Origin of the sequence: Acinetobacter sp. MYb10 (genome assembly GCF_002980175.2) — a bacterium.
Taxonomy (GTDB): domain Bacteria; phylum Pseudomonadota; class Gammaproteobacteria; order Pseudomonadales; family Moraxellaceae; genus Acinetobacter; species Acinetobacter guillouiae.
Genome location: NZ_CP058272.1, coordinates 3618451 through 3645450, shown reverse-complemented (window position 1 = coordinate 3645450; position 27000 = coordinate 3618451). Strand labels below are relative to the sequence as shown.

27 protein-coding genes are annotated in these 27000 nt (G+C 39.3%); 8 read left to right on the top strand and 19 right to left on the bottom strand.

Translation table 11 applies throughout. The features are described 5' to 3' along the window. Window positions 1–72 precede the first annotated feature (72 nt). Window positions 73–2790: a preprotein translocase subunit SecA gene (secA, locus tag CQZ96_RS17085; protein ID WP_105714424.1), complete on the bottom strand. Its 2718-nt coding sequence runs from the start codon at window positions 2788–2790 to the stop codon at window positions 73–75. 336 nt (window positions 2791–3126) lie between these two features. Between secA and CQZ96_RS17080 the strand changes: the two genes are divergently transcribed. Further along, window positions 3127–3765, top strand: a complete 639-nt coding sequence (locus tag CQZ96_RS17080) for a peroxiredoxin (protein WP_004723953.1) — start codon at window positions 3127–3129, stop codon at window positions 3763–3765. A gap of 203 nt (window positions 3766–3968) precedes the next feature. On the opposite strand, the gene lysM is transcribed toward CQZ96_RS17080, so the two are convergent. From lysM to CQZ96_RS17050, 6 genes are all read right to left on the bottom strand, one after another. Beyond that, complete coding sequence (gene lysM / locus CQZ96_RS17075) at window positions 3969–4442, bottom strand: peptidoglycan-binding protein LysM (RefSeq protein WP_004723955.1); 474 nt, start codon at window positions 4440–4442, stop codon at window positions 3969–3971. A gap of 300 nt (window positions 4443–4742) precedes the next feature. Next, window positions 4743–4979, bottom strand: coding sequence for an acyl carrier protein (gene acpP, locus CQZ96_RS17070; protein WP_004723957.1), 237 nt, complete (start codon window positions 4977–4979; stop codon window positions 4743–4745). An 86-nt stretch (window positions 4980–5065) separates the two neighbouring features. Continuing rightward, window positions 5066–5800 carry a 3-oxoacyl-ACP reductase FabG gene (gene fabG, locus CQZ96_RS17065; protein WP_004723960.1) on the bottom strand — a complete coding sequence of 245 codons (735 nt, stop codon included), beginning with the start codon at window positions 5798–5800 and terminating at the stop codon, window positions 5066–5068. Further along, the gene (gene fabD, locus CQZ96_RS17060) at window positions 5797–6783 is read right to left on the bottom strand and encodes an ACP S-malonyltransferase (RefSeq protein WP_004723962.1); all 987 of its coding nucleotides are present in this window, start codon (window positions 6781–6783) and stop codon (window positions 5797–5799) included. Before fabD ends, fabG begins: the two co-directional genes overlap by 4 nt. Window positions 6784–6949: 166 nt before the next feature. After that, window positions 6950–7135, bottom strand: a complete 186-nt coding sequence (gene rpmF, locus CQZ96_RS17055) for a 50S ribosomal protein L32 (protein WP_004723964.1) — start codon at window positions 7133–7135, stop codon at window positions 6950–6952. Window positions 7136–7209: 74 nt separating this feature from the next. Further along, complete coding sequence (locus CQZ96_RS17050) at window positions 7210–7773, bottom strand: YceD family protein (protein ID WP_004723966.1); 564 nt, start codon at window positions 7771–7773, stop codon at window positions 7210–7212. A 97-nt stretch (window positions 7774–7870) separates the two neighbouring features. Here CQZ96_RS17050 and CQZ96_RS17045 point away from each other — a divergent pair, with 97 nt between their 5' ends. Together CQZ96_RS17045 and CQZ96_RS17040 are read left to right on the top strand one after the other, a co-directional pair. Then, complete coding sequence (locus CQZ96_RS17045) at window positions 7871–8533, top strand: elongation factor P hydroxylase (RefSeq protein ID WP_105714425.1); 663 nt, start codon at window positions 7871–7873, stop codon at window positions 8531–8533. Window positions 8534–8617: 84 nt separating this feature from the next. Further along, complete coding sequence (locus CQZ96_RS17040; protein WP_004817743.1) at window positions 8618–9235, top strand: L-threonylcarbamoyladenylate synthase; 618 nt, start codon at window positions 8618–8620, stop codon at window positions 9233–9235. Between the two features lie 58 nt (window positions 9236–9293). Here the strand turns inward: CQZ96_RS17040 and CQZ96_RS17035 are convergent, their stop codons facing one another. Continuing rightward, the gene (locus CQZ96_RS17035; protein WP_056514021.1) at window positions 9294–9791 is read right to left on the bottom strand and encodes a hypothetical protein; all 498 of its coding nucleotides are present in this window, start codon (window positions 9789–9791) and stop codon (window positions 9294–9296) included. A gap of 329 nt (window positions 9792–10120) precedes the next feature. Here CQZ96_RS17035 and CQZ96_RS17030 point away from each other — a divergent pair, with 329 nt between their 5' ends. Then, the gene (locus tag CQZ96_RS17030; protein ID WP_105714426.1) at window positions 10121–10939 is read left to right on the top strand and encodes an MBL fold metallo-hydrolase; all 819 of its coding nucleotides are present in this window, start codon (window positions 10121–10123) and stop codon (window positions 10937–10939) included. Then, window positions 10932–11537 carry a dual specificity protein phosphatase family protein gene (locus CQZ96_RS17025; RefSeq protein WP_105714427.1) on the top strand — a complete coding sequence of 202 codons (606 nt, stop codon included), beginning with the start codon at window positions 10932–10934 and terminating at the stop codon, window positions 11535–11537. Before CQZ96_RS17030 ends, CQZ96_RS17025 begins: the two co-directional genes overlap by 8 nt. Before the next feature lie 10 nt (window positions 11538–11547). On the opposite strand, the gene CQZ96_RS17020 is transcribed toward CQZ96_RS17025, so the two are convergent. Genes CQZ96_RS17020 through trpA form a run of 4 tightly spaced genes read right to left on the bottom strand, consistent with a single transcriptional unit; the run spans window position 11548 to window position 15531 of the window. After that, entirely contained in the window at window positions 11548–12558 is a 1011-nt protein-coding gene (locus CQZ96_RS17020) for an SPOR domain-containing protein (protein ID WP_105714428.1), read from the bottom strand. Then, a complete protein-coding gene (folC, locus tag CQZ96_RS17015; RefSeq protein ID WP_105714429.1) occupies window positions 12549–13838 on the bottom strand; it encodes a bifunctional tetrahydrofolate synthase/dihydrofolate synthase in 1290 nt (429 codons plus the stop codon). The genes CQZ96_RS17020 and folC overlap by 10 nt, the downstream gene beginning before the upstream one ends. After that, window positions 13835–14731: an acetyl-CoA carboxylase, carboxyltransferase subunit beta gene (accD, locus tag CQZ96_RS17010; RefSeq protein ID WP_004723984.1), complete on the bottom strand. Its 897-nt coding sequence runs from the start codon at window positions 14729–14731 to the stop codon at window positions 13835–13837. The genes folC and accD overlap by 4 nt, the downstream gene beginning before the upstream one ends. Further along, entirely contained in the window at window positions 14728–15531 is an 804-nt protein-coding gene (gene trpA / locus CQZ96_RS17005; RefSeq protein ID WP_004723986.1) for a tryptophan synthase subunit alpha, read from the bottom strand. The genes accD and trpA overlap by 4 nt, the downstream gene beginning before the upstream one ends. A gap of 421 nt (window positions 15532–15952) precedes the next feature. On the opposite strand from trpA, the gene CQZ96_RS17000 reads away from it, so the two are divergent. Further along, window positions 15953–17284, top strand: a complete 1332-nt coding sequence (locus CQZ96_RS17000) for a Na+/H+ antiporter NhaC family protein (RefSeq protein WP_105714430.1) — start codon at window positions 15953–15955, stop codon at window positions 17282–17284. 158 nt (window positions 17285–17442) lie between these two features. Here CQZ96_RS17000 and CQZ96_RS16995 read toward each other — a convergent pair whose 3' ends face one another. Next, on the bottom strand, window positions 17443–18477 hold the full coding sequence (locus CQZ96_RS16995; protein ID WP_105714431.1) for an AraC family transcriptional regulator: 1035 nt from the start codon (window positions 18475–18477) through the stop codon (window positions 17443–17445). Window positions 18478–18631: 154 nt separating this feature from the next. On the opposite strand from CQZ96_RS16995, the gene CQZ96_RS16990 reads away from it, so the two are divergent. Next, window positions 18632–19507, top strand: coding sequence for a metal-dependent hydrolase (locus CQZ96_RS16990; protein WP_056514003.1), 876 nt, complete (start codon window positions 18632–18634; stop codon window positions 19505–19507). A gap of 71 nt (window positions 19508–19578) precedes the next feature. Continuing rightward, window positions 19579–20454: a metal-dependent hydrolase gene (locus tag CQZ96_RS16985; RefSeq protein WP_056514002.1), complete on the top strand. Its 876-nt coding sequence runs from the start codon at window positions 19579–19581 to the stop codon at window positions 20452–20454. Window positions 20455–20483: 29 nt separating this feature from the next. Here the strand turns inward: CQZ96_RS16985 and CQZ96_RS16980 are convergent, their stop codons facing one another. The 6 genes from CQZ96_RS16980 to CQZ96_RS16955 form a co-directional block, all read right to left on the bottom strand. After that, window positions 20484–21479 (bottom strand): DUF2804 domain-containing protein, encoded by a 996-nt coding sequence (locus tag CQZ96_RS16980; protein ID WP_105714432.1) that lies wholly within the window; start codon window positions 21477–21479, stop codon window positions 20484–20486. A 213-nt stretch (window positions 21480–21692) separates the two neighbouring features. After that, window positions 21693–22070: a DUF805 domain-containing protein gene (locus CQZ96_RS16975; RefSeq protein WP_105714433.1), complete on the bottom strand. Its 378-nt coding sequence runs from the start codon at window positions 22068–22070 to the stop codon at window positions 21693–21695. A 219-nt stretch (window positions 22071–22289) separates the two neighbouring features. Beyond that, entirely contained in the window at window positions 22290–24422 is a 2133-nt protein-coding gene (locus CQZ96_RS16970; protein WP_105714434.1) for a 3-hydroxyacyl-CoA dehydrogenase NAD-binding domain-containing protein, read from the bottom strand. A gap of 11 nt (window positions 24423–24433) precedes the next feature. Further along, window positions 24434–25639 carry an acetyl-CoA C-acetyltransferase gene (locus CQZ96_RS16965; RefSeq protein WP_056513993.1) on the bottom strand — a complete coding sequence of 402 codons (1206 nt, stop codon included), beginning with the start codon at window positions 25637–25639 and terminating at the stop codon, window positions 24434–24436. A gap of 196 nt (window positions 25640–25835) precedes the next feature. Next, on the bottom strand, window positions 25836–26339 hold the full coding sequence (locus CQZ96_RS16960) for a hypothetical protein (RefSeq protein ID WP_105714435.1): 504 nt from the start codon (window positions 26337–26339) through the stop codon (window positions 25836–25838). Window positions 26340–26433: 94 nt separating this feature from the next. After that, window positions 26434–26952, bottom strand: a complete 519-nt coding sequence (locus tag CQZ96_RS16955) for a GNAT family N-acetyltransferase (protein WP_105714436.1) — start codon at window positions 26950–26952, stop codon at window positions 26434–26436. Window positions 26953–27000: the final 48 nt, after the last annotated feature.

Sequence of the window (27000 nt, the reverse complement as noted above, 5' to 3'; positions counted from 1 at the left end):
GGTAATAACTTGTAAAAAAAGCAGAACAATTGTTCTGCTTTTTTGTAACACTTTCAGGGTCTATTCACTCAATTAGATTTTGCCGTGACATTGTTTGTATTTCAAACCTGAACCACAAGGACAAGGTGCATTACGGCTTTCTGGAGCTACAACCTCATCACTATGAGTGAATTGTGCATCAACAATTTCGTTACTTACCGTACCGCTTAAGCCATCCACTTCATCATGTGCGAAGTTAAGACGCATAGATTCAGCTTGAGCCTGTTGTTGAGCTTCCATTTCAGCAAGCTCTTCAGGTGTTGGGATATGCACACGAGAAATATCAGTAACCACGTCTGACTTAATCACACCCAACATATTGACGAATAAATTGAAGGCTTCCTTCTTATATTCTTGTTCAGGGTTCTTTTGTGCATAACCACGTAAGTGAATCCCTTGACGCAAATAATCCATCGCAGCCAAATGGTCTTTCCAATGACGGTCTAAAGAACCCAGCATGAAGTGACGTTCAAGTGTCGCAGCAGTATCATCACCCATCTGTTCACGACGATTACGGTAACGTGTAACGATCTCATCAGAAATACGTTCAACCAAGGCTTCTTCATCTAGACGACGATCTTCTTCCAACCATTGATTTACAGGAAGATTAATGCCTAAGTCTTCATTCAATGCATTTTCAAGCCCTTGAATATCCCATTGATCATGAATTGATTCAGGTGGAATATAGGTTTCGATTAAGCCTTTTACGACTTCACGATGCATTTCTTCAATATAATCTTGAAGTGAGCTTTCTTCTAAAATTTCATCACGTTGAGAGTAAATAATTTTACGTTGTTCGTTATTTACATCATCGTATTTCAATAAGTTTTTACGAATATCGAAGTTACGTGCTTCAACTTTACGCTGTGCATTTTCAATAGAACGCGACACCATTTTATGTTCAATGGCTTCATTCTCTTGTAGTCCCATCGCACGCATCATTGCAACAACACGATCACCTGCGAAGATACGCATCAAATCATCTTCTAATGACAAGAAGAAACGTGAAACACCTGGGTCACCTTGACGACCAGAACGACCACGCAACTGGTTATCAATACGACGTGATTCATGACGTTCAGAACCGATGATGTGTAAACCACCTGAACTCAACACCATTTCATTGTTTTGTTCCCATTCTGCTTTAAGACGAGCTTCATCTTCCGCAGTATGGTTTTCAATTTTGGCAAGTTTTGCTTTCCAGTTACCACCAAGCAAAATATCGGTACCACGACCTGCCATATTGGTTGCAATGGTCACTGCACGCGGTGAACCCGCTTGGGCAATAATGTCTGCTTCACGCTCATGTTGTTTAGCGTTCAAGACTTCATGGGTAATTCCCGCATCTCGTAACTTATCAGATAAAATTTCTGAAGCCTCAATGGTTGCAGTACCAATCAAGATAGGCGCAACACCTGCTTTATGAATTTTCTGAATTTCTTCAATAATTGCGTTGTATTTACCATTACGGTTTAAATAAATTAAATCGTTTTGGTCATTACGAATCATCGGACGATGGGTTGGAATAAGCACAACATCCAAACCATAAATTTCTTTCATTTCCGCAGCTTCAGTATCAGCAGTACCTGTCATACCTGAAAGCTTTTTGTATAAACGGAAATAGTTCTGGAATGTGGTTGTTGCTAAAGTTTGGTTTTCAGGTTGAACTTCGAGTGCTTCTTTGGCTTCAACAGCTTGGTGCAAACCTTCAGACCAACGACGACCTGGCATAGTACGACCAGTATTCTCATCGACAATGATTACTTCACCATCATGTACAATGTAGTGAACATTACGTTGATACAGGAAATGTGCACGAATTGCAGCAGACACGTGATGAACGAGGTTTAGATTTGATGGTGAATATAAGCTTTCGCCTTCAGCCAATAAACCCATTTTAATCAATTCATCTTCAACAGTTTCATAACCGACTTCAGTCATTTCAACTTGACGTTGCTTTTCATCAATCCAGAAATGACCGCCATCTGCGACTTTTTCTTCTTTTTGAGCATGCAACTTTGGTGGAATACTATTGATTGCAACATAAAGCTGTGATGAGTCATCACTTTGACCAGAAATGATCAACGGTGTACGTGCTTCATCGATCAAGATCGAATCGACCTCATCGATAATCGCATAAATCAAACCACGTTGCTTTTTCTCTGCCATAGAGAAAACCATGTTATCGCGCAGATAATCGAAACCAAATTCATTATTGGTACCGTAAGTAATATCTGAACGATATGCCTCAGCTTTCTCTATTGGTGATTGCATCGAATAGATTACACCAACGCTTAAGCCCAAGAACTCATAAAGCGGACGGTTTAATTCAGCATCACGTTGTGCCAAGTAATCGTTGACCGTGATGACATGAACACCTTGCTCACTAATTGCATTTAAATATACAGCCAAAGTACCCATCAGGGTTTTACCTTCACCTGTACGCATTTCTGCAATTTTTCCTTCATGCAAAGTAATACCACCAATGAGCTGCACATCATAATGACGCATACCCATGACACGTTTTGCTGCTTCACGACACACCGCAAACGCTTCTGGCATTAATTTATCTAGGCTTTCACCTTTCTTATATCTTTGTTTGAATTCTTCAGTTTTTGCAGATAAGTCTGCATCGCTGAGTGCAGATGTCGTCGGCTCGAGCGCATTGATCTTATCGACAATTTTACGCATACGTTTTAGTTCGCGCTCGTTTTTAGTACCGAAGATTCCTCCGATCAGACTTGCCAACATATAAACTCTCTAAATCTTTGTGAAATAAATTTTTCTCAGACGATATTATGGTGGTAGAAATTTGAAGTACAAGGGTTTTGCACAAATCCAATCAAAAAAATCTGACGATTAGTTCTAGCACGTATCAGCTAAGGCGCATTAATGTAGCAAATTTAACCGATATTTGCAGTGAGGTAGAGATCAATTATATGTTTTTTTTCATATGCTTCTTTTATTAATATCTATTTTCTTCATAAAGAAATACAAAAACACTATTTTTAATTATAAAAAAACTGGGTAATAGTAGTTTGGACGAGCCAAATAACAAACAACATTTTTAAATATTGAGGTTTCAAAATGACTTTACGATTAGGTGACATTGCACCAGATTTCACTCAGGAATCTAGTGAAGGTCCAATTAAGTTTTATGATTACTTGGGCGACAGTTGGGGTGTTTTATTCTCACACCCTGCTGATTATACGCCAGTATGTACCACTGAGCTGGGCTATACCGCAAAACTAAAAGATGAGTTTGAACAGCGTGGGGTAAAAGCCATTGCCCTTTCAGTCGATGATGTTGAATCACATAAAGGTTGGATCAACGACATCAATGAAACGCAAAATACTACTGTAAACTTCCCAATCATTGCAGACAAAGATCGTAAGGTGTCAACGCTGTATGATTTCATTCATCCAAATGCCAGTGAAACGCTCACCGTACGTTCTTTAATTATTATTGATCCCAATAAGAAAGTTCGCTTAATCATTACTTACCCTGCATCAACTGGACGTAATTTTAAAGAAATTCTACGTGTGATTGATTCATTACAACTGACTGACAATTATAAAGTTGCCACACCTGCAAACTGGCAAGATGGTGAAGATGTTGTCATCGTCCCGTCGATCAAAGATGAAGCGGAGCTTAAAGAACGCTTCCCAAAAGGTTATACGGCGGTTAAGCCTTATCTTCGTCTTACCCCACAACCCAATAAATAATATGCAATATTGATTTTTTAGATTAGAGCTAACTAACTTCAAAAGATCACATCCAAACTTGATGTGGTCTTTTTTTAATATCTACTGATTGCAACGAAACTCTTTTCCCTCTGCAAAACACACCAAATACTAAAATAAAAGCAAAATCATTTAAAAAAAAGGCACCGAAGTGCCTTTTATGATCAAAGATCAGCGAACAAATGTTATGCAGGAATACGTAAAACTTGTCCTGGGAAAATATCATCCGCATTTTTTAACAATGGGCGGTTCGCTTCAAAAATTTTATTATATTGGTTGGCATCACCATAAAATTCTTTTGAAATTTTAGACAAATTATCGCCTGATTTAACCGTATAGAACTTACTTTCAGGCTCAGGTGTTGCAACTGTCATTTGATCATCAACTTGCGCCACATGGTCAATATTCCCCACAGCAAGAATGATTTTCTCTTTATCTGCCTGAGTTTGTACCTGACCGTGAATCGTGGCCAAATCAGAAGTACCATTATAACTTACCGAAAGCCCTGTTACTGGCAAGCCTAACGCTTTAATGTGCCCCAACAACTTATTGGCAATTTCTTGTGCAGACGGTTCTGCTGGCGTTGCTGGTGCCGCTTGTGGCTCAGCTGGTGCAGTATTTTTCTTGCCAATTCCTTTAATAAAATCAAAAAGACCCATATGTCGTACTCCATATCATTATTGAAAATTGTTTTACTGTGAATGTATTACTGTGAACTGTTATACAAATTTAAGAACTCTATTTTTATAGCGAAAAAGTGTCAGGGTGTGCGTTGTCATTGGTGATAAAAAGGTAACGGTATGTAACCAATGCTTTTGATTTTAAACTTATTTAATTGCTTTTTTAGCTTAAGGATCGCCAAGCAAGCATTCACTCAATACAGCTAAATTCAGGCATAAAAAAACCACCTAAAGGTGGTCTTTTTACGTATAACAACAACGTGCTATACAATCAACACATTAACCAAGTTTTTTAGTTACATAGTCGATAGCTGATTGAACAGTTGTGATTTCGTTAGAATCTTCATCTGGAATAGTGATGTCGAAGTCATTTTCGAAAGACATAACAAGTTCTACTAGGTCTAGAGAATCAGCACCCAAATCATCCATGAAAGATGCTTCGTTTTTGATTTCTTCAGCTTTGATACCTAATTGTTCTGCAACAGCTTGTTTAATGCGTTGTTCGATATCGCTCACAGGAATTCTCCTCATTGCTTGTGGCGGCTTTTAATTGCCTGATAGTTTAATTGAATATTTACTTTTTTCAAAGTTTATACATCGCATTACGCCATGTATAAACCACCATTTACGTGTAATACTGTGCCTGTAATGTAACTGGCTTTGTCAGAAGCCAAAAAACTTACTGCATTTGCAATATCTTCTGGTTGACCAAATCGGTTTAACGCAACTTGATCACTCATTTTTTTGCGAATATCTTCACTTAACTGCTCAGTCATTTCTGTTGCTATAAAACCAGGTGCAATACAGTTAACTGTAATCTGACGGCTTCCCATTTCTTTTGCAAGACTGCGACTGAAAGCCTCAATCCCTGCTTTTGCAGCGGAATAGTTGGCTTGTCCTGGGTTAGCAAAATGCGCAACAACAGAACTGATATTGATAATGCGTCCAAAGCGAGCTTTGGTCATACCTTTCAATACACGTTTAGATAAGCGGAATACAGCTTTAAGATGAATATTCAGAATATCGTCCCAATCATCTTCAGACATACGTAACAATAAATTGTCTTTGGTAATCCCTGCATTGTTCACAAGTATCATCACTGAACCATATTTTTGTTCAATGTCAGATACCAATGCATCAATTGCAGCACCATCACGTACATCAAGTAATGCACCAGCACCGTTTTCAGCAAAAACTGTTGAAAGTTTTTCTGCGCCCGCTGCTGATGTTGCCGTACCTACAACAAAATAACCGTCTTGAATCAATTGCTGAGCGATGGCAGCACCAATCCCTCGGCTCGCGCCTGTCACTAATGCGACTTTGCGTTCTTGTGTCATGCAATTTTCCCTTCAGCCACTAAGATAGCATTCAGTGCATCTTCCATACGACTTTGTGTATCGAGTGGAAATGCTTTTTCGATATTTGGTAAACGTTTTGCTAAATTCGCCAATACATTACCTGGACCACATTCAGCAACATACTGAATACCTTGGTCTTGAATGAATTGCATGGTTTTAGTCCACTGTACTGACTGATACAGTTGCGCCGTTAATGCTAAGCGTAATTGGCTTGTATCTGTCGCGATTCCAGCATTGACATTTTGTATTACAGGAATACTTGGTAGCTCAATGGCAGTTTGTTCCAAAGCTTCTGCAAACTGTTCGGCAGCAGGTTTCATTAGAGAACAATGTGATGGTACAGATACAGGTAATGCAATTGCTTTACCGCCGTTTTCTTTGGCAACAGTCATGACAGCTTCGACTAGAGTTTTGTCTCCTGCGATAACAACTTGGCCTTGTGCATTATAGTTTGCAGCTTCAACAGAACCACGGCCTTGCACATTGGCTTGCTCGCACAGTTCAAGTACTTTCGCGTCATCTAGACCGAGAATAGCCGCCATCGCGCCTTGCCCCTGAGGCACAGCACTTTGCATTAATTTACCGCGTAAATTTACCAACTTGACTGCATCTGCCAAAGTCATCGACTCTGCAGCAACTAAAGCACTGTATTCGCCTAAGGAATGACCTGCGAGGTATTTTGGTACAACACCACCAAGATCTAACCATACACGCCATAAAGCAATACTTGCTGTCAATAAAACAGGTTGAGTATTTTCAGTTTGATCTAAACCTTCACCGCTTTGTGCAATGTGCCATAAATCAAAACCGATGGCATCTGATGCTTCAGTAAAGGTTTCTTGTACACCACTAAACTGTTCTGCAAGTTCAGCAAGCATACCCACTTTTTGTGAACCTTGACCTGGAAACAAAAATGCAGTTTTTGTTGCTTGAGCTGCTTGTTCGAGTCGTTTGGCAGACATATAAAAAGTCCCTTATTTAATCTTGATCGTTTCCGATGGCGCAATTTTACATTAAAAAAAAATTTATTTAATTGCGAAATACAACAAAAAACCCAGTCATTGAAAACAAAAAAAGGGAGCTTTCGCTCCCATTTTTTTACTAAGCTTGCGCTTAATAGTTCACCAATTATTCAGCATCAGCTGCTTTAGCGAATAATTGACGACCACGGTAGAAACCATCTTTAGTCACGTGGTGACGACGGTGAGTTTCACCAGTAGTTTGGTCTACAGTTAATGCATTCTCGGTTAAAGCGTCATGTGAACGGCGCATGTCACGGCGAGAGCGACTTTTACGGTTTTGCTGAACGGCCATGATGGCTCCTTACAAATCGAAAAAATGGATCAGAACAAATTCGGTTGTCTTAACTTAACAGTATAACACAAAATTTAGTTAAGTTTACCCTTCAAACCTGCCAAAACTTCAAACGGATTATCCCGTTTTTCTTCAACAGTGTCCTGAACGGCTGGTTGATGCTTATGTTCACAAGCGTCATGCTTAGGAGACAGAGGCATCAACAATAACAATTCATCTTCTAAAAGTGCAAGTAAATCAACAGTCGAAGGAGTATTGGTTAGATAATCCCCTTTAATTGTTGCTTCACTTTCACCTAGTACGATGAAATCAGCATCCTCATCCAAGCGCTCTATCAGTGACTCATCATCTATTAAAGCCAAATGGAAGTCAGAAACTAACGTAATTTCAACAGAATCCAGACAACGCTGACATTCCATTGGAACTTTAGTATCTACATGACCATCTAGCCAAACAATACGATGATACGCATCCATTGATAGCTTACAGTCTATATTGATCAATTGATCATCAATTGATCCAACAGCTTCACGGGAAATACGAACAAAGCGAGACAATGGCAGGGTACCTGACCATGTAAAGCCTTGTTCAGCCCATTTAAACGGCTCTATCTGTGCCGGAAAGGTATTTGCTGACATAATTAAGGCGGCAATTCTACAAATTCATAGGTACTCTGTCAAAGATTAAGATACAATTTTGTACTTATTTAGACAGATCTCTTGAGTAATACAAGCCATGCATCAGTTGCAGCCGCAACCTGAAGTCACTACTTCATTACAATTCAATACGCATTTAACTTCTGAAAACACATTGCAAGCCACCGATGTGCAACGCTTATCATGGGCTAACTTACAAACAGAAGTGCAACACGTTGATTGGCTTATCTTACACTTTAATCACTGGTTTTCCCACTTAAATGTGACGCTTGTTCGTGGTGATTTTGAACCAGAGTATTTCCCTGCTAGCGAACACAGCCCTGCCCGTATTCAGTTTGCGCATGGTTTTTTCAACAGCGCTCTGCACGAAATTAGTCATTGGAGCATTGCCGGAGAACAGCGCCGTTTATTGCCTGATCTCGGTTATTGGTATGCACCCGATGGTCGTACAGCTGAACAACAAGCCTTATTTGAGCAGGTTGAAATCAAGCCTCAAGCCATTGAATGGTTATTTTCCAAAGCATTTGGACGAAAATTTCGAGTTTCGCTGGATAATCTGACTGGTGAAGGTGGTGACGGCTCGACATTTAAAGACAATGTTTATGCACAAGTTCAGGATTTTTTTTCGGGTAAAACCAAACTTCCACGCGATGCAAAGCACTTCATTCAGTGTATTTGTCTATGTACTCGAGGTGGCAAAACATTACAAAGCACTGAATTTAATCGTAACGATCTTGATTAAACCCGTAATTTTTTTAAAACATTGATTGCAACGATTTACTTTCCCAAGTAATAATTGAATTAACAATAAATCAGGAGAATAAATATGCTGCATTTAAGAGTACATCCTGACAATCCTCAACCACGTTTAATCAGCCAAGCAGTTGAAAGAATTCGAGCAGGTGATGTTGTGGTTTACCCAACTGATGCGGCTTATGCAATCGGCTGTCAGATTGGAAATAAAAGTGCAATGGAGCGTATTGCTCAGATCCGCGGTCTAGGGGCAAAGCATCAATACGCGATTATCTGTGCAGATTTATCTGATATTGCAACCTATGCCAAAGTAGACAATGCAATGTATCGTCTACTTAAAGCCAATACCCCAGCCGTAACCACATATATTTTACCCGCAACCAGTGAAGTTCCGCGACGCTTGATGCATCCCAAGAAAAAAACCATCGGCTTACGTGTTCCAAGTAATCCCGTCTGTCAGATGCTATTAAAAGAGTTGGGAGAACCCTTACTGACCAGTACTTTGATTTTACCTGGTCAAGATGCACCAATGGATGATCCCTACGATATTGAACAATTATTGGAAAAACGTATTGATGTGTTTATTGACAGTGGTTTAGGTACCTTAACCACCACCAGTATCGTTGATTTATCAGGAGCGAACCCTGAAATTATTCGTCGTGGTGTAGGTGATGTAAGCGCTTTTGAATAAGCGCTTATCCTCTTTTCCTTAGATTAGATCCAAAAGTATCAGCTCAAATTACACCGACTTAATCAATACTTTGTTTTAGCGTGATAAATTCTGGACATTGGGCAAGTACTTGTTTGTTTTCATACAAGACTTCGCCTAAATAATTTTTATAAATAGTCGTTATAGCCACCTGATCTTTTTCTACTACAGTAACAATGCCTTGAGTAATATCCTTATACTTATCCTCAGCTTCTTTTTGATGTATATATTCAAAATAACCACAAGATAAACCATGACTGATTTTCTTAAATTCTGTACGTAAGCGCTCTTGGGTCACAGAACGAGGTAAAGCTTGAGTGATGTTGGTGTAAACTAAAATATGTGGATAATGATTAAGTGCATCAAGTTTAATTGGCAAGCCTACTCGCTCAATGGTGTCATTAATTTTCGTTATAGATACAAACGACTGATAGTCTTCTCTAGCACGTTGTTCAAACTGCTTTTTCCAATAATATTCATTACCAAAAAACAAACCCGCGATAATTAATATTCCAACTGATACAAATTTTATATTCATTTCTTTCTCACGTTACTCGTATTTTTATGATTAAAGCTAAAGAAATAATATATTTTTACACTACAAATTCAATACATTTTTTAAATTTTATAAATAATAAACAAATACTTAAAGATTGAAATATCATATTTTAACGATTACTAAACTTAACGCTTTGATGTTAAAAATGATAAATTTAAAGTTTCTAAATATCCAATTTTGAAACTTTAACTGCTCCCCCTAATTTCAACATGAATAATTGAATTACCATAACTCTATCATTTTTAGATTGGTATTTTTCTCAATTCAGTTTATAAACAAAGCACAATCCTAAAAACAAATGCTTAATTATGATTTATAAAGTACATCATTTACATTGTGGAACCATGTGTCCGATATGCGCACCACTATACGGACAAAAAGGTTTGTATGGCAAAATGGTGTGTCATTGCCTATTGATTGAAACAGACAAAGGCCTTGTATTGGTCGATACTGGTTTTGGGATGCAAGACTACTTACATCCGCAAACCCGATTAGGTAAAGCTTTTACTAAAATCAGTGGTATACAAGCTGATTTCAATCTCACAGCCATTTCTCAAATTCAACAATTGGGTTTTAAACCATCCGATGTTCAACATATTTTGGTCAGTCATTTAGACTTAGATCATGCAGGTGGTATTTCAGACTTTCCCAATGCCACGGTTCACATCTTATCTAGTGAGTTTAATGCAGCACAAAAACTTTCAGTCATGAATAAATTGCGTTATCGACAACAACAATTTAAAAATCATCGTTACTGGAATTTTCTTGAACCTAAAAAAGGCGAAGCATGGTTTAACTTCCAAAAAGTTCAAGGTTTTAATATTTTCAATGATGAAATTTTATTGATTCCTTTAGTCGGTCATACTGTAGGACATTGCGGTATAGCGATCAAACAACAAGATAGATGGTTATTGTTCTGTGGAGATGCTTATTTTAATCATCTAGAACTCAACCCCAAGAATAAATTACGCGCGCTCGACAAAATTGAATATCTCCTAGCGGAAGATAATACATTGCGCTTAAAAACATTATCACAACTGCAACAGCTTGCACAGAATGAAGCAAAAATTGAAATTATCTGTGCCCACGATCCTGTTGAACTAGACCGATATTTAAAACATGCTTAAATCTCAATTATTACGTTATACCACTATTTTCGCACTCAGCGTACAGCTTTCAGCATGTATGACAACTGCTGCACTTCCAGATCATGAGCGCCCAAAACAATGGGGAAGCATCGTTGCTCCACAGTATAATTTTTATCGGATCAGTGACACCGTTTTTCGTAGTGAACAACCCAGTGCTGAACTTATTCCTGAGTTAAAAACCAATCAAATTGATGTCGTGATTAATTTAAGAAGTCGCAATAAAGATAAAACAGTACTTTCAAAGCAAAACTTTCAATTGGTTCATATCCCAATCAATACTTGGGCAATTGATCGTCATGATCTACTCAATGTCATGAAAACGATTCAAGTTGCGAAAGATAACAACCAGAAAGTTTTAATCCATTGCTATCACGGTTCTGATCGTACTGGGGCAAGTGTTGCAATGTACCGAATTATTTTTGAGAACTGGTCTGTGAATGATGCTTTAAATGAAATGAAGCATGGCGGTTATGGCTTTCATCCAATCTGGGGCAATATTGAAAAACTTTTTACCCCTGAAAATATAAAATGGATCCGTGAGCAACTCGCGAATCCATCTTCAACCAAAAATACCTAACTCATAGCGTTTAACGTCGGTCTAGAGGTACCCACTCGATTACCCAAGCCGACTTCATGCCTAGACTCGCATCAGAATTGATCTTCTTACGTGCTGAATCCGCAGTCTCTCGATCTTTCGATGGTCCAACCATAATACGAATACCTTTTGAGGTTGGACTCTTGGTCACTTTATACCCTTTGGCACGTAATTTAGCAGCGACAGCATCTGCATTGGCTTCATTAGCGGCAAGCGCAACTTGTACCATCCATTGCTTATCACCATTTTCAAGCAAATCACGTGCTTTTTCAGCTTCCGCTTTTTTCTTTGCTTCTTCTTGTGCTTTGTGTTTTTTATCCGCTTCTGCTTTCTTGTCTTCCGCTTGCTTTTTCTCAGCAGCGGCTTTCTTTTCAGCATCTAGCTTACGTTTTTCATCTGCTTTTTGTTGTTCTTCTAATTTACGTTTCTTTTCTTCAGCGGCCTTTTTATCTGCTTCTGCGGTAGCTTGACGCTTCTGCTCAGCTAACTTTTTCTCAGCATCGGCTTTTTGTTTTAATTGAGCATTTTGCTGTTCAAGTTTTTTCTGCTCTGCTGCTTTCTGTTGTGCTTTGGCTTTTTCATCCTGTACCAGCTCAGGAGGAATATCAGCCCCTTCCTGTGCCGCGGCAGCAGCTGCACCACGTCTTGCATTTGCAGCAGCATACTCTTCAGCCGCTTTACGTGCAGCATCTGCTTCTGCCTGTTGTTGCATACGTAAAAAATCTGCTGCTTTTGCTTCTTGTTCAGCAACCGCTTTTTCACGGGCACGCTTCTGCTCTTCTAACAGACGTTTTTCAGTCGCAACATCGACAGTCAACGGCTGCAATTGCACAGGCTCACCAGCAGGTGTCGCTTTATTTTGCTGAGCTTGGCTTGTCGGCTGTGTCTCTACTTGGCTTTGGTGGATTTCTTCTTTACCTTTTAGAAGCAATGCCGCCAATAGAACACCACCACTTAATAAAACAACACCACCCATCCAGCGTTGTTTGTTATTCATTGACATTCGTCTAAATACTCCCAGACCGCTTCTAAGGTATGGAATGAACCACACACCAAAATCAGCTGATTATTATTGGTTTCTGCAAGCGCTGATTGAAATGCTGCTTGTACACAATCAAACTGTTCAACTGTCTCATGCTGTAAAGCAGTTTGTAATTGTTCCAATGATGCCGCACGAGGCACAGTTAACGGTGCAATTTTCCACTTTAATACAGTATTTTTCAACAACTTGACCACAGAATCTACATCTTTGTCGGACAACATTGAAAAAACAGAGACAACTTCTGTGTACTGTTTATTGTATTCTAGGAATTTTCGCAATTGCTTTAACAAAAATTCTACACCATGCGGATTGTGTCCCGCATCAAAAATTACTGTTTTATCGTGTATTTTTCTAATTTCAAAGCGCCCTGACAATTGTGCGTTCTGAATACCTTGCGAAATTGCCTGTTGTGAAACCGTTAAACCGCTCACCAAAATTGCAGCGACAGCCGTAGAAATATTTTCCAGTGCCAAGTGTCCTAAAGGAAGTTTTAAAGTCGTTCCTGAGCTTGCAAAATTCCAAGATTGACCATCTTCTGAATTATCATAAAAATAATCATGGTTTAGCGCATACAGCGTGGCATTGGTTTCTTGTACTTTATGTTGTATCGCTTGTGGTATGTCTTGTGTACCGGCAAAAATGACAGGGATATTTGCTCGAATAATACCGGCTTTTTCATAAGCAATTTTTTCAATCGTATCGCCCAGCCAATCGGTATGATCTAAACCAATATTGGTAATCACAGCCACATCTGGATCAATCACATTGACCACATCCAAACGACCACCAAGACCGACTTCAAGTACCCAAACATCACATTGTTTTTGTTTAAAAATAACAAATGCAGCCAAAGTCGTGGCTTCAAAAAAAGATAAAGATAAATCACAAATACGGCGGGCTTGATCAACCGCAACAAAAGCATCAATCAAAGTTTGATCATCAACTTCTTGTCCAGCCAGTTTAACCCGTTCATTAAAACGATAAATATGTGGAGACTGGTATAAACCAACATTCAGCCCTTGCGCATTCAGAATCGCAGCGAGTGTTGTTGTGGTTGAACCTTTGCCATTTGTTCCAGCAACGGTAATCACTTTGGCTTTAGGGTTAATCACCCCGAGTTGTTCTGCCACAGGAATCACGCGCTCTAAGCCTAAATCAATCCCTGTAACGTGAACATGGCTCCAATAATCGAGCCATGTTTGTAAATCATCAGTATTTAAAGGTGCTGTTTGGTTGTTCAAGGCAAATTCATCAGTTTCGCTACAATACGATATACAGTATCACGTAATGCGTGACGATGAACAATTTGATCGATTACACCATGATCAAGCAAAAATTCCGCACGTTGGAACGGTTCTTCCAGCTTCTCACGTACTGTTTGTTCAATCACACGTTTACCCGCGAAACCGATCATCGCTTTAGGTTCAGCAATATGTACATCACCTAACATTGCCAATGATGCTGTTACACCACCATACACTGGATGGGTTAATACCACGATATACGGAAGATGTGCATCTTTGATTTTTTGAATCGCCGCAGAGGTACGCGCCATTTGCATCAAAGACAACATGCCTTCCTGCATACGAGCACCGCCTGAAGCAGCAAAACAAATCAGTGGTTGCTTATCTTTAATCGCTTTTTCAGCAGCTTGTACAAAACGGTCACCGACCACAGTACCCATTGATCCAGCCATAAAGTCGAATTCAAATGCGCATGCAACCATTGCAATATTTTTAACTTGACCTTGCATCACCACAAGGGCTTCAGTTTCACCTGTTTTTTCCTGCGCTTCTTTAATACGCTCTGGATAAGGCTTGCTGTCTACAAAATGTAAAGGATCTTTTGCTGCAAATTCTTGACCAAGTTCAGTGGTCACATTATCAAAAAACCAATTTAAACGATCACGTGCTTTCATTTTCAAATGTTCATCGCATGATGGACAAACATAGGCATTGAAAGACATTGCAGTACGAGTCACGAGTGCATGACATTCAGGGCACTCAATGGTTGGTTCTGTAAACGTCGCTTTGAGTGTTTGTTGTTGGTCAGGCATATGGATGCCTGGAACTGTACGATCTGTCCACGGCGTTGTTGCGCTGAGGATTTTCCCTGATTTCACTTCTTGATTCATACTAACTCATCGAGCGCGGCTCGAAGCTCCTTGACTTTATTCACTGCTGCTTCAACAGCTTGTTCTGGTGCAAGATTTGCAAATGGTTTGACAAAAGCACTTCCGACAATCACTGCATCAGCAACTTGACCTACGGCTTTTGCAGAAGCGGCATCACTAATCCCAAAACCTACCCCAACTGGAATATCGGTAAAGGTTTTGATTTTTTCAATACGTGCTGCAACTTCCGTTGTATCCAATGTTGCTGCACCCGTTACGCCTTTTAGAGACACATAGTAAATAAAGCCACTTGCTTGTTTCACTACATGCTGAATACGTTCATCGGTAGAGGTTGGTGCAAGCAAGAAGATTTGATCCATATTGTACTTTTGCAATACTTCATCTAAATCTTGTGCTTCTTCAGGTGGTAAATCCACAAGAAGTACACCATCAACACCACAGTCATTCGCATAAGCTACAAACTTTTCATAACCAATCACTTCTACAGGGTTTAAATACCCCATTAAAACAACTGGCGTTGTTGTATCTTTTTGGCGAAATTCTTTAACCATATTCAAGGCATCAAAGGTATTGGTACCCGCAGCTAAAGCGCGCTCTGCTGCAAGTGCAATCACTGGACCATCTGCCATAGGATCGGAAAATGGCAATCCAAGTTCAACTACGTCTACGCCTGCTGCAACCATTTGATGTAACAATGGTACGGTTACATGTGGTTGAGGATCACCCGCCATAACATAAGAAACCAAAGCCTTACGCTGTTGAGATTTAAGTTGTGCAAAACGAGTGGCTAAACGTGACATAGGATTGTACATTCCTTGAATTGTTCAAACTTGAGGAGTTTTTAGATCATTAAACACCAGTAAATAAATTCAAAATGGATTTATTTACGGTTTAATCATCCAAATGTATAAATACAAGACACTGCATTGTAACGCTATTTTTTACTCAAAGGATAGAGTCACATAGTCGCTCTCGCGTATCTTGTTTTATATCACCAATAATAAAACAACCCATGGATACATTTAGCGCTATTTTCAAGTTGAGGACAATGATCAAAGCTACCTATTTTCAAGCTTACAAAAAAATATCATTATGAGTAAAAAATAAAGTTAAATCATTACCCTACAGCCAAACACCCTATCACCCACATCACTTAATTATTTTTCAGAAATTGCAAAAGCTGTTTATACTAGTCAGGATTCTGATTTTTTATCTCCTCTTATGACCACACATTCTCAGGCTAAAGTGCAAGCCAGCGTGCTTGCGCTCTTGCCGCTTATTGTTTTTTTAGCCATTTTTTTAGGCAGTGGTATTTATCACACGATCATTGGTACTGAGTTTGCTTTTTATCAAGTGAAAGCCCCTATTGCTGCTCTTCCTGCAATTATTTTGGCCATCCTGCTGTATAGAGGGAAAATCAATGCCGCTATAGAAACATTTTTGCATGGTGCAAGCCATCCCAATTTAATTTTGATGTTTATGGTCTTTATGCTTGCAGGTGCCTTTGCCAGCGTAACCAGTGCAATCGGTAGTGTGGACTCCACTGTTCAATTTGGTTTATCGATTATTCCATCTGAATTTGTCCTTCCGATGCTTTTCATCATTTCGGCCTTTATTGCCACAGCAATGGGAACATCGATGGGAACCATTGCTGCATGTGCGCCGATTGCTTTTGGTTTTTCTCAAGCAACGGATATTCAGCCCATTTATGCAATTGGTGCTGTGGTCAGCGGGGCAATGTTTGGTGATAACTTATCCATGATTTCAGATACCACCATTGCAGCGACTCGAAGCCTAAATGTAGAACTGCGTGATAAATTTCGAGTGAATATCTGGATTGCACTGCCTGCTGCGATCATCACTATATTGATTTATATTTTGACCAGTCATCATGCACAAACCATTGAATATAAAAACTATAACTTATGGCTTATTTTGCCTTATGTAATCGTGTTCTTTTTAGCATTTACACGTTTACATGTACTTGCAGTGCTGACCATCGGAATAGCACTTTCGGGTTGTCTTGGCATCATTGAAAATCCTGAATTTACCCTGCTTAAGTACAATGCCGCTATTTATGATGGTTTTGTGGGTATGTTTGAAGTTGCCTTACTTTCTATGTTCTTAGGTGGTTTATCTGCGATTATGCAAAAAGAAGGCGGTTTAGAATGGTTAATTCAACGTATTTATGCCTTAACTCGCCGATTTAAAATCGGTCAGCAACGTGCGGGAGAAATTGGAATTAGCTTCCTTGTGGTTTTCTCAAATGTGTTTGTCGCAAATAATACGGTTGCCATCATCTTATCTGGAGACATGGCACGAGAAGTTGCCAAAGAATATGCTGTTGATCCCAAACGTGCAGCTGCATTTATGGATATTTTCTCTTGTGTGGTTCAGGGCTTGATTCCATACGGTGCACAACTATTACTTGCATGCTCAATTGCCAAACTGTCGCCTGTTGAGCTGATTGGTTCGATTTATTATTGTTGGGTATTGGCGATATTTGCAATCTTGGCAATCGTATTTAGATTTCCTAAATTAAAGATAACTTGAAATCATGCTGAATCATGGTTTTAAAAAACCAATTCAACAATCAGATCAACCTGTGTTTTGTGCATAAATTAAAAAATTACAATCATACTAAGCACTTAGATAGTAGCAATACTATCTAAATGCTTTTTTTAAAAGCATAATTTATTTGAACTGTTTTTTCACAATGACTTCAACTGTTGTTTTTTCTCGAGCAGGGTCTGCCCACTAAAAGCCTTATATGCTCTGGTTAAAGCTGACTGATCTGAATAACCTAACTGCATCGCAATTTCACTGAACGGCATGTGGCTTTCCAATAAAAAATCACAACGCTTCATCCGTTCAATCTCTACAATTTTTTTAAACGACGTCTGTAAGTCACTTAACTGTCGTTGTAAAGTCCGGGTGGATATATGAAGTTCTTGAGTAAGTTCTTCAATTTTTGGGGCTTGTTGTTTTAACTTTAAATATTCTGCCACAATCAAATGTAAACGCTGAGCAATGGTTTCATAGCGAGGTTTAGATGCAATAGCTTCCTCTGCCTGCTTGACCAAAAGCTGCATTAAGGACGGATCTGCCTGCTGGATTTTTAAATTTAAACCTGCTGAGGCTAAGACAAAACTGTATTGCGGTTGATGGAAAGAGACTTCACAGCCGTAGAACTTTAGATAATGATACATCGCCATTTGTGGTGCATGAGCAAAATGCACCGCATGTAATGGAAATTGGTTTGGCGGTACAATTTTACGCGCGAGATGCATCATTAACGCATTGGTAAATTCATTAATAAGAATGTATTTTTCATGATGAAAGGGCCAAATTAAATGTACATATTCTCCCTTGAGCTGCATTTGCATTGGAATAACTTCGTCACCATCAATCACCAAACGACTAAAGCGCATAATATTTTGTAAAGCTTCTGCCACGGTTGTACTTCGTGATGCCATATAGCCCAAAACACCAAAATGCTCAGGTCGCACATATTCTGCCATTTCAAAAACGATCTGAGGGCAATCTAGCGCTTGTTTGGTTTTTTCAATCAGTTGATGAAAGAAGAAATAGGAAGATTGTGTATCAATCGGCTGTGACAAAATTCCAATTAAATGTTTTTTTTCATCCGCTTGTAAGAAATCAAGCGTCGCAAGATCAATCCCTCGTTCAGACAGATACATCTGCCAGAGATGAAAATAACCATTTGGGATCTGTAATTCCTGCATCGTCTTGCACTCTTTTTAATCCTTTAACTTAGAAAATTGACATTACAAATTTTCATTTTGTCGTAAAATGTATAAAAAATGGCAATATCTGTCAAAACAAACTTGCAAAATCCCGACATACTGAAATCATCAACAGTGATGCAAGTAAAATAAAATGAATGCATTAGTTACATATCAGGTCGATCCAGTGGTTCGAACCAAGCTCAACTTTAAACTTGAGGAAGTCCCTCGCTTCTGGTTTGGTGGAGATCCATTTCGCACGCGACTATTTGACGCACTCAGTCTGACCTTCCCTGATGGTGAGCGCTATTTCATAGAAAGTGTCCGACTCTTCCGTGACAAAATCACTGATCCAGATTTACAACAACGTGTTGCTGATTTTATTCGTCAAGAAGCGCAACATGGTATTGCACATGACAAAATGAATCAGGTCATGAAAGATCAAGGCATGCCTGTCGATCAATTTATCCAACTTTTAAGTAAGATTTTTAAATTTGAATTGAGCCAACGCTCGCCTCAATACAATATTGCGATGACAGCTGCCGCTGAACATCTCACCGCTTTGATGGCAGAAACATTTTATCGCCATAAAGCAACCTTATCTGAAGCACATCCTTATGTCCGAGCCTTACTGGCGTGGCATTCTATTGAAGAAATGGAACATCGAGATGTGGCCTTTGATGTGATGCAACAAGTCGGTGAGGTCCCCGACAACTTACGTCGATTTGCTTTAGCCTTTACCACCATAATGATGTTCAACTTTACCCTCTACCGTGCCAATATCATGCTTAAACATGATGGATTCAGCCGTATAGAACGTTTAAAAATGGCAACGCAAGGACTGCCTTGGTTCTTCGGTAAAAAAGGGATTTTATCTGCAATGAAAAATGAATATTTAGACTGGTTTAAAAAAGATTTTCATCCGAGCCAACACCCTGTAATTCAACAATATCAAGTTTGGGTCGATACGATGGCTGAAACCAATGATCCTATTCAAGCAGGTGAAGCATTTTGGCAGGCTGGACTATAGCTGTCTTGATATAAACCGATCAGTTCTATCCTGAATAGGGATTTGAACTGAATAATGCGAGAAATAAAACAATGAATGCATATGTAAAACACCAAGTTGATCCTGTGGTTCGCAGCAATTTAGATTTTAGATTGAATGAAGTTCCACGCTTTTGGTTTGATAATGACCCTTTTCGTACCCGTATGTTTGATGCACTGAGTTTGACCTTTCCTGTAGGGGAAAGATATTTCATTCAAAGTGTTCGTGCACTGCGTGACAAAATCACCGATCCAGATTTACAGCAACGTGTCACGGATTTTATTCGACAGGAAGCACAGCACGGTATTGCACATGACAAAATGAATGAAGAAATGCTGCACCAAGGCATGCCTGTTGATCAGTTTGTAAAATTTATGGGTGCACATTTCGAGCATATACTGAAACATCGTTCCAAACAGTACAACATTGCCATGACTGCCGCAGCAGAACATCTTACCGCATTAATGGCAGAAACTTTTTATAGTAAACAAGAGACTTTAGCGGAGGTCCATCCTTTTGTTCGTGCTCTATTTGCTTGGCATTCAATCGAAGAAATGGAACATCGAGATGTCGCTTTTGATGTCATGAAAGAGGTTGGAGAAGTTCCTGAAAACTTACGTAAATTTGCGCTTGCCTTTGTCACTTTACAAATGTTTGGATTTACCTTTTACCGTGCCAATGTCATGCTTAAATACGATGGATTCAGTCGTTTGCAACGTGCTCAATTTGCACTCAAAGGTATTCCATGGTTTTTTGGCAAACACGGTAAATTATCAGCAATGCGTGAACAATACCTAGATTGGTTTAAACCTGATTTTCATCCGAGCCAGCACCCTGTGATTCGACAATATCAGGTTTGGGTCGATGTTTTGGCCGAAACCAATGATCCGATTCAAGCAGGTGAAGCATTTTGGAAAGCCGCGTTATAAGGTTAAAAAAGCTTTAAATTAGAACAGCCTTACCATTTCGCGTAATGCTGTTCCAACAAGCCATAGGCTTGGTCTAATTGAATACACTCACCAACTTCAGATTCGACCGTACCACTAATGCGTGATTGCCATTGGCTAAACTGACTACCCACCAAACGTAAATTTAAGTTTTCAAATCTCCGCCAGCCGGTTTCAACTGTCAGATTTAATTTCTGGTCTAAAGAACGAATTGACCACAGGTTCGCATCTATCTTTTCAAACAGTACATCGGCAACTGCATATAGAACACCATTGACCCACAGACAATTTTCATTGCCAAAACTCTCATTTACACCCGAAGCGAGGTTTAAGCCTATACGGTTTCCTTGCGTATCCCAAAAGTTACACGATAACCAAAACCACGCTGTTTCGGGTCTTAGAAATCCACAGGTGTCATCGAGAGATGCCAATGTTTTTTCATTAAAATCTATACGCGCTTTATCTTTATTGATAAAGAAGCCTTCTACAGCCAAGGTGGTTTTCTTTTGCGTATAGGTCCAACCATTAATACCATTGGGACTACACAAGCTTAAAGGCTCTGTTCCTGCACAAAAAATGCGGGCTTTTAACTGCTCTTCACCATTTCGAGTTGCCCGTATATAACGCACACCATTGGCATGTTGCATTTCAAATTCAAAAGGTGATTTACTAAAGTGACTTTGGCTATACAAAGGTTGCTCATCTAAGCTTGTCCCTCGCCCTAAAATCGTATTGGCATTCCATTCTAAAACTTCATTCGTTGAATGGTCATAGACATAAATAAAGCCATGCCCTGCCCAACCAATATCTGCAATTGCAATACCGATAGAATAGTGTTCATGCTGGATACCACAAAATTTAAACTTTTTATATTTTAAATACTTACGCCAACCTGTTAATACTTTGCCATACGGGGTTTTGTAGATATATTGATTAACATTAATCTTACTCGGCACATCTTTAAAACGCCCATAACGGGGTTGACCATTGCTTTGTATTAAATCCATGTGAATTCCCAATCCTTTTATAAGGGAAGTATCAGACTTTAGTCGGTCCTTCGATTATTGCTATTTTTTCAAATTTAGCAACACCATCACACACCAAATCAATCCACTTTTATCACGATTTAACCTATAAAATATTCGCTTGATAGATAAAATTTAGCTTTGATTTAATTCATAAAAAATAGGGCAAATGCCCTATTTTTTAATCTGCAAAAATTACTTTGCAGGACCACCCCATTGATTTGTTTCAGGCTTGGTATCTGAAGCAAACCAGTAAATTAAAACAAAGGCACCAAAAGGAACAAAGATAAGCAGATACCACCAACCTGTCTTTCCTATATCATGTAAACGGCGAGCTGCAACTGAAATTGAAGGCACGATCAGTGCTAATACAGTGATCAAATACAACACAAACGGTTTTTTAAAAATGATTGAGTCTAAAATCACTGCAATGATCAGTACAACAAACTGTATCAATACAAAGTACCAATATTCTTTACGGCGAGCACGCCCAGAAAAGTTGGCATAATTACTTAGACATTTTTTAAACCAATCAATCGCATTATATTGATCTTCGGTTTTATTTTGTGACATTGCTTTTCTCTCTTTATTTTATAAGTGTTACTGACATTTTTTGTACTAAAGCTGTAGCCAGATACTAACTGGTTTTGCATGTTTTTCATACACTTTTATTCTATAAAAAGTAAAATCTATTCGAAAAAAGAAAGAGGTACTTGACCTCTTTCTGTGCAAATCATTGTCTAATCTATGCTTGAGACATTCATCTACAATTTTTAAAGCAATATATAAAAATCAGATAATCTTTCCATGTGGAATTTGATCAATTAACTTTTGCGGTGCTTTAAAACGTTCGCCATATTTTGCTTCAAGCGAGTTCGCTCGAACTAGAGCTTTTTCTAAACCATACTGATTTAAGAATTGAATCGCACCACCCGTCCACGGCGCAAAGCCAATACCAAAAATCGAACCAATATTGGCATCAATCACAGATTCCAACACATGCTCTTCATAGCAACGTAAGGTATCTAAAGCTTGAACAAATAGGAAACGGTCGATCATTTCCTGCTCAGAAATATCAACATTTTTCGTCCAATGGCTTAAACCATCCCAAAGATGCTTTTTACCACCTTCTGGATACTCATAAAAACCAGCACCTGCAGCCTTGCCTTTACGTTCAAAGGTGTGAATCATAGTTTCAATAACATCATCAGCACCTGAAAGCGGTAAATCCTTACCTTCAGCCTGAAGTGCTTTACGGGTTTCTTTGGCCACATGCTCAGAAAGTGTTAATGCCACTTCATCTTGAATCGCCAATGGGCCAACAGGCATACCTGCTTTCAGTGCTGCCATCTCAATACGTGCAGGATGTACGCCTTCATGCAGTAAACGTAGACCTTCTTGCACAAACGTTCCAAACACACGGCTGGTGAAGAAACCACGGCTATCATTGACCACAATTGGCGTTTTGCCAATTTGTTGCACATAGTCATAGGCTTTTGCTAAGGTTTCGGCAGAGGTGTTTTTACCTTTGATGATTTCAACCAATTGCATTTTATCGACAGGACTAAAGAAATGTAGACCAATAAAATGCGTATCATCTTTAGAGGCTTTGGCTAAACCTGTGATCGGTAATGTTGATGTATTTGAGGCCATGACACCATTATTGGCAAGAAATTGTTCCGCTTCTTGAGTCACTTTGGCTTTTAATTCTTGATTTTCAAATACAGCTTCGATAATCAAATCACAGTCTTTTAAGTCTTCTGCAGATGCTGTTGCGGTAATCAAACTTAAAACTTGATCACGCTTTTCCGCGCTCATACGACCTTGCGAAACACGTTTATCCAATAGTTTTTGACTATAAGCTTTACCCTTTTCAGCATTTTCCACAGAGACATCTTTTAGCACAACTTGAATGCCTTTGATTGCTGTCGAATATGCAATACCCGCCCCCATCATGCCTGCACCAAGTACACCCACTTTGGTCGCTTGCCACTTAGCAATGTTTTTAGGACGACTTGCACCTGCTTTAATTGCATTCAAACCATGCCAGAACGTGCCAATCATATTCTTGGCAACTTGCCCTGTTGCAAGATAAGTAAAGTAACGCCCTTCTATACGGAAAGCGGTATCTACATCAACTTGGGCGCCTTCTACTGCGGCAGCCATAATCGCTTCAGGCGCTGGATAACAGCCCTTGGTTTTATCACGTAGCATTGCCGGTGCAATTGCCAGAATCTGAGCAACCGCAGGTGTTTTAGGATCGCCACCCGGAATTTTATAACCTTTCATATCATAAGGCTGTTGAGATTTTGGATTGGCTTTGATCCAAGCAATCGCTTTGTCCAGCATGTCTTGCTCGCTATCCGCAAGCTCATTGACCAAACCTAAAGACTTGGCTTTATCTACCCCGAATTGCTTACCTTCCATAAGGAATGGGAATGCATTCTGTAAACCCAGCAGGCGCACCATACGCACCACACCACCGCCACCAGGAAGTAAGCCCAGTGTTACTTCTGGCAAACCTAATTTGGTTTTTGGATCATTTAAAGCAATACGATAATGGCAACTTAAAGCAATTTCCCAACCACCACCTAGCGCTGTACCATTAATCGCCGCAACCACAGGAACACCTAATGTATCAATCGCACGAAGATCACCTTTTAGCTTGGCAGTCATATTAAAGAATTCAGTGGCATGTTCTGGCGTTGCCTCAATCAGCTCATCCAAATCACCGCCGGCAAAAAAAGTTTTTTTCGCAGAGCGATAAATCACACCTTTTAAATCGGTTTCAGATTTAAGTTTAGACACAACATTTTCTAAAGCCACACGAAAATCAGCGTTCATGGTATTTGCAGACTGGTTTGGAGAGTCCATCGTTAAAATAACAATGCCATCCGCATTTTTTTCATATTGAATTGCACTCATTATTATTCTCCTTATACCAACTCAATAATGGTCGCAATACCCATGCCACCACCTACACACAATGTTGCTAGACCACGTTTTTTACCCTGACGTTCTAATTCATCAAGTAGCGTACCAAGAATCATTGCACCTGTTGCGCCCAATGGGTGCCCCATTGCAATTGCACCCCCATTTACATTGACCTTTTCAGCAGGAACTTTAAGTTCAGTCATAAAACGCATCACCACAGATGCAAAGGCTTCATTCACTTCAAAGAGGTCAATATCGTCAATAGTGAGACCTGCTTTTGCCAGCGCCTTACGCGCAGCAGGTGCAGGACCTGTGAGCATGATGGTTGGATCTGTTCCAACCAATGCCGTTGCCAACACTTTTGCACGAGGTTTTAAGCCTTGCTCTTTGACTGCTTTTTCAGAAGCAATCAGCACCACAGCTGCGCCATCTACAATGCCCGATGAGTTTCCAGCATGATGTACATGGTTAATTTTTTGCGCTTCTGGATATTGTTGTAATGCAATCGCATCAAAGCCCATTCCACCCATCATTTCAAAACTTGGATTGAGTTTTGCCAAGCCTTCAGCAGTTGTGGTCGGTTTAATGAATTCATCTTTGTCAAGAATCGTAACACCAGCTTTATCTTTAACCGCAACCACGGACTGATCAAAGCGTCCCGCGGCCTGTGCAGCAGCAGCTTTACGTTGTGAGTTGGCAGCAAACTCATCCACATCTGTACGGCTATAGCCATCGAGCGTGGCAATTAAATCCGCGCCAATCCCTTGAGGAACAAAATGTGATTTTAAATTTGTTTCAGGATCCAGTGCCCAAGGTCCACCATCGGAACCCATTGGAATACGTGACATAGACTCTACGCCGCCAGCAACAACAATATCTTCCCAGCCTGAACGTACTTTTTGTGCAGCCATATTGACAGCTTCAAGACCTGAAGCACAGAAACGATTGATTTGCACACCGGCAACATCATTGTCCCAGCCTGCCGCAATTGCAGCAGTTTTAGCAATATCACCGCCTTGATCGGCAATTGGTGTTACACAACCCAGTACGATATCGTCTACTTTTGAAGTATCAAGCTGGTGACGATCTTTCAATTCATTGAGCAATGTGGTTAATAATGTAATTGGTTTCACTTCATACAGTGAACCATCTTTTTTTCCTTTTCCGCGTGGTGTGCGAATGGCATCAATGATGTAAGCCTCGCTCATAGCTGTTCCTTCTTATGACTTCTAGGTTGTTATCTGCTTTGAGTGTACGTTATAAAGTTGAGAGTTCAATGACGAGAACGAAATAGTCAGTTGATATTTTTTGTCAATTGAAGCAAATACGTTGTCATTTTTTAATGGCTTAATTCAGGTATTGAATCCTCAGTTTTACATTCAGAATAATGTAAAAAAATGATGATCATGGTCTCTGCAAAAAATCCATATTCAGAATATCTGTAAACTTTCTTTTTCCTGTGTGTACTAAATGGGCTTCATATTCAGAAAAGTTTATCGGCTGATCTTCGCTTAAATCAGAATGTAATACTCCAACCATTAAATAATCTATTGCTGCAAACTGAGGGAACTCATGTTCCACAGCATCCAATTGCTCAATGTATCTAGATGCTTCACTTTCGAAACATTTAATGGTTTTTAATTCCCTTACAATCTGTCCGAAACCCTCCAAATACTCACTAATTTCAAAAATGACCTGACCATTTTGAAATTCACCATCCACTTGAATTATCTTTATATCACTTTCTAAAGATGTTTCCTTATAGGCTTGATCTTGCCATGGATCATTTGCTTTACGGTGTTGTATATAGGTCATTTTCGCTTTTTCAACATCTTCTAAAGTGGTAAAAATTCCTAGAATAATATCGATAAAGCGATAGGCTGAAATTGTTCTCATTAACATCCACATATTGTTCTCTTTTATATTGTATCCGTAATGGTTTTTTACATAATAAATTTTAAGAGAGTAATACTTCCAGATCAAACTGCAAAATCACTACCAATCATTTAAGCGCCAATCTCATTGCACATCTGCTGTTACGAGAAAAACCATATGCAACTTCATGCTCAAGTTTATGCTCAAGATATAGAGGCATCTCAAGCGCATTGATCTTTTCAAAGCCTAATTTTTCATAAAATGGTCGATTCCAAATCACATCATGAAAGGTGGTTAAGGTCACAGCATCACAGCCCTCTCCCTGAGCAGTAGCAATCACATATTCAATCAATTGCCGACCGATCCCTTGTTTTTGAAATGCGGCACTCACATCTAACTCGATAATATATAAATCAAGCGCTTGTCTTTCTGCATATAAAAAACCTGTAGCTTGATTCTTTTGATTAATCGCAACAAATGCATAAGCAGAAGAAATCAATTGCAAATGATCTTGTGCTGACAACACTGGGCTTTCGACAAGCCAAGATAACTCGGGAATACTTGAAAATGCTTGAGTAGCAGATTTTTCTATTTCGATCAGTTGCGCTATATCCGAAGGGTCAATTTTTCTAATCAAACATGTCATCTATATATCCAGTATAAAAATATTTAAATATCATCTAACTAATTAGCT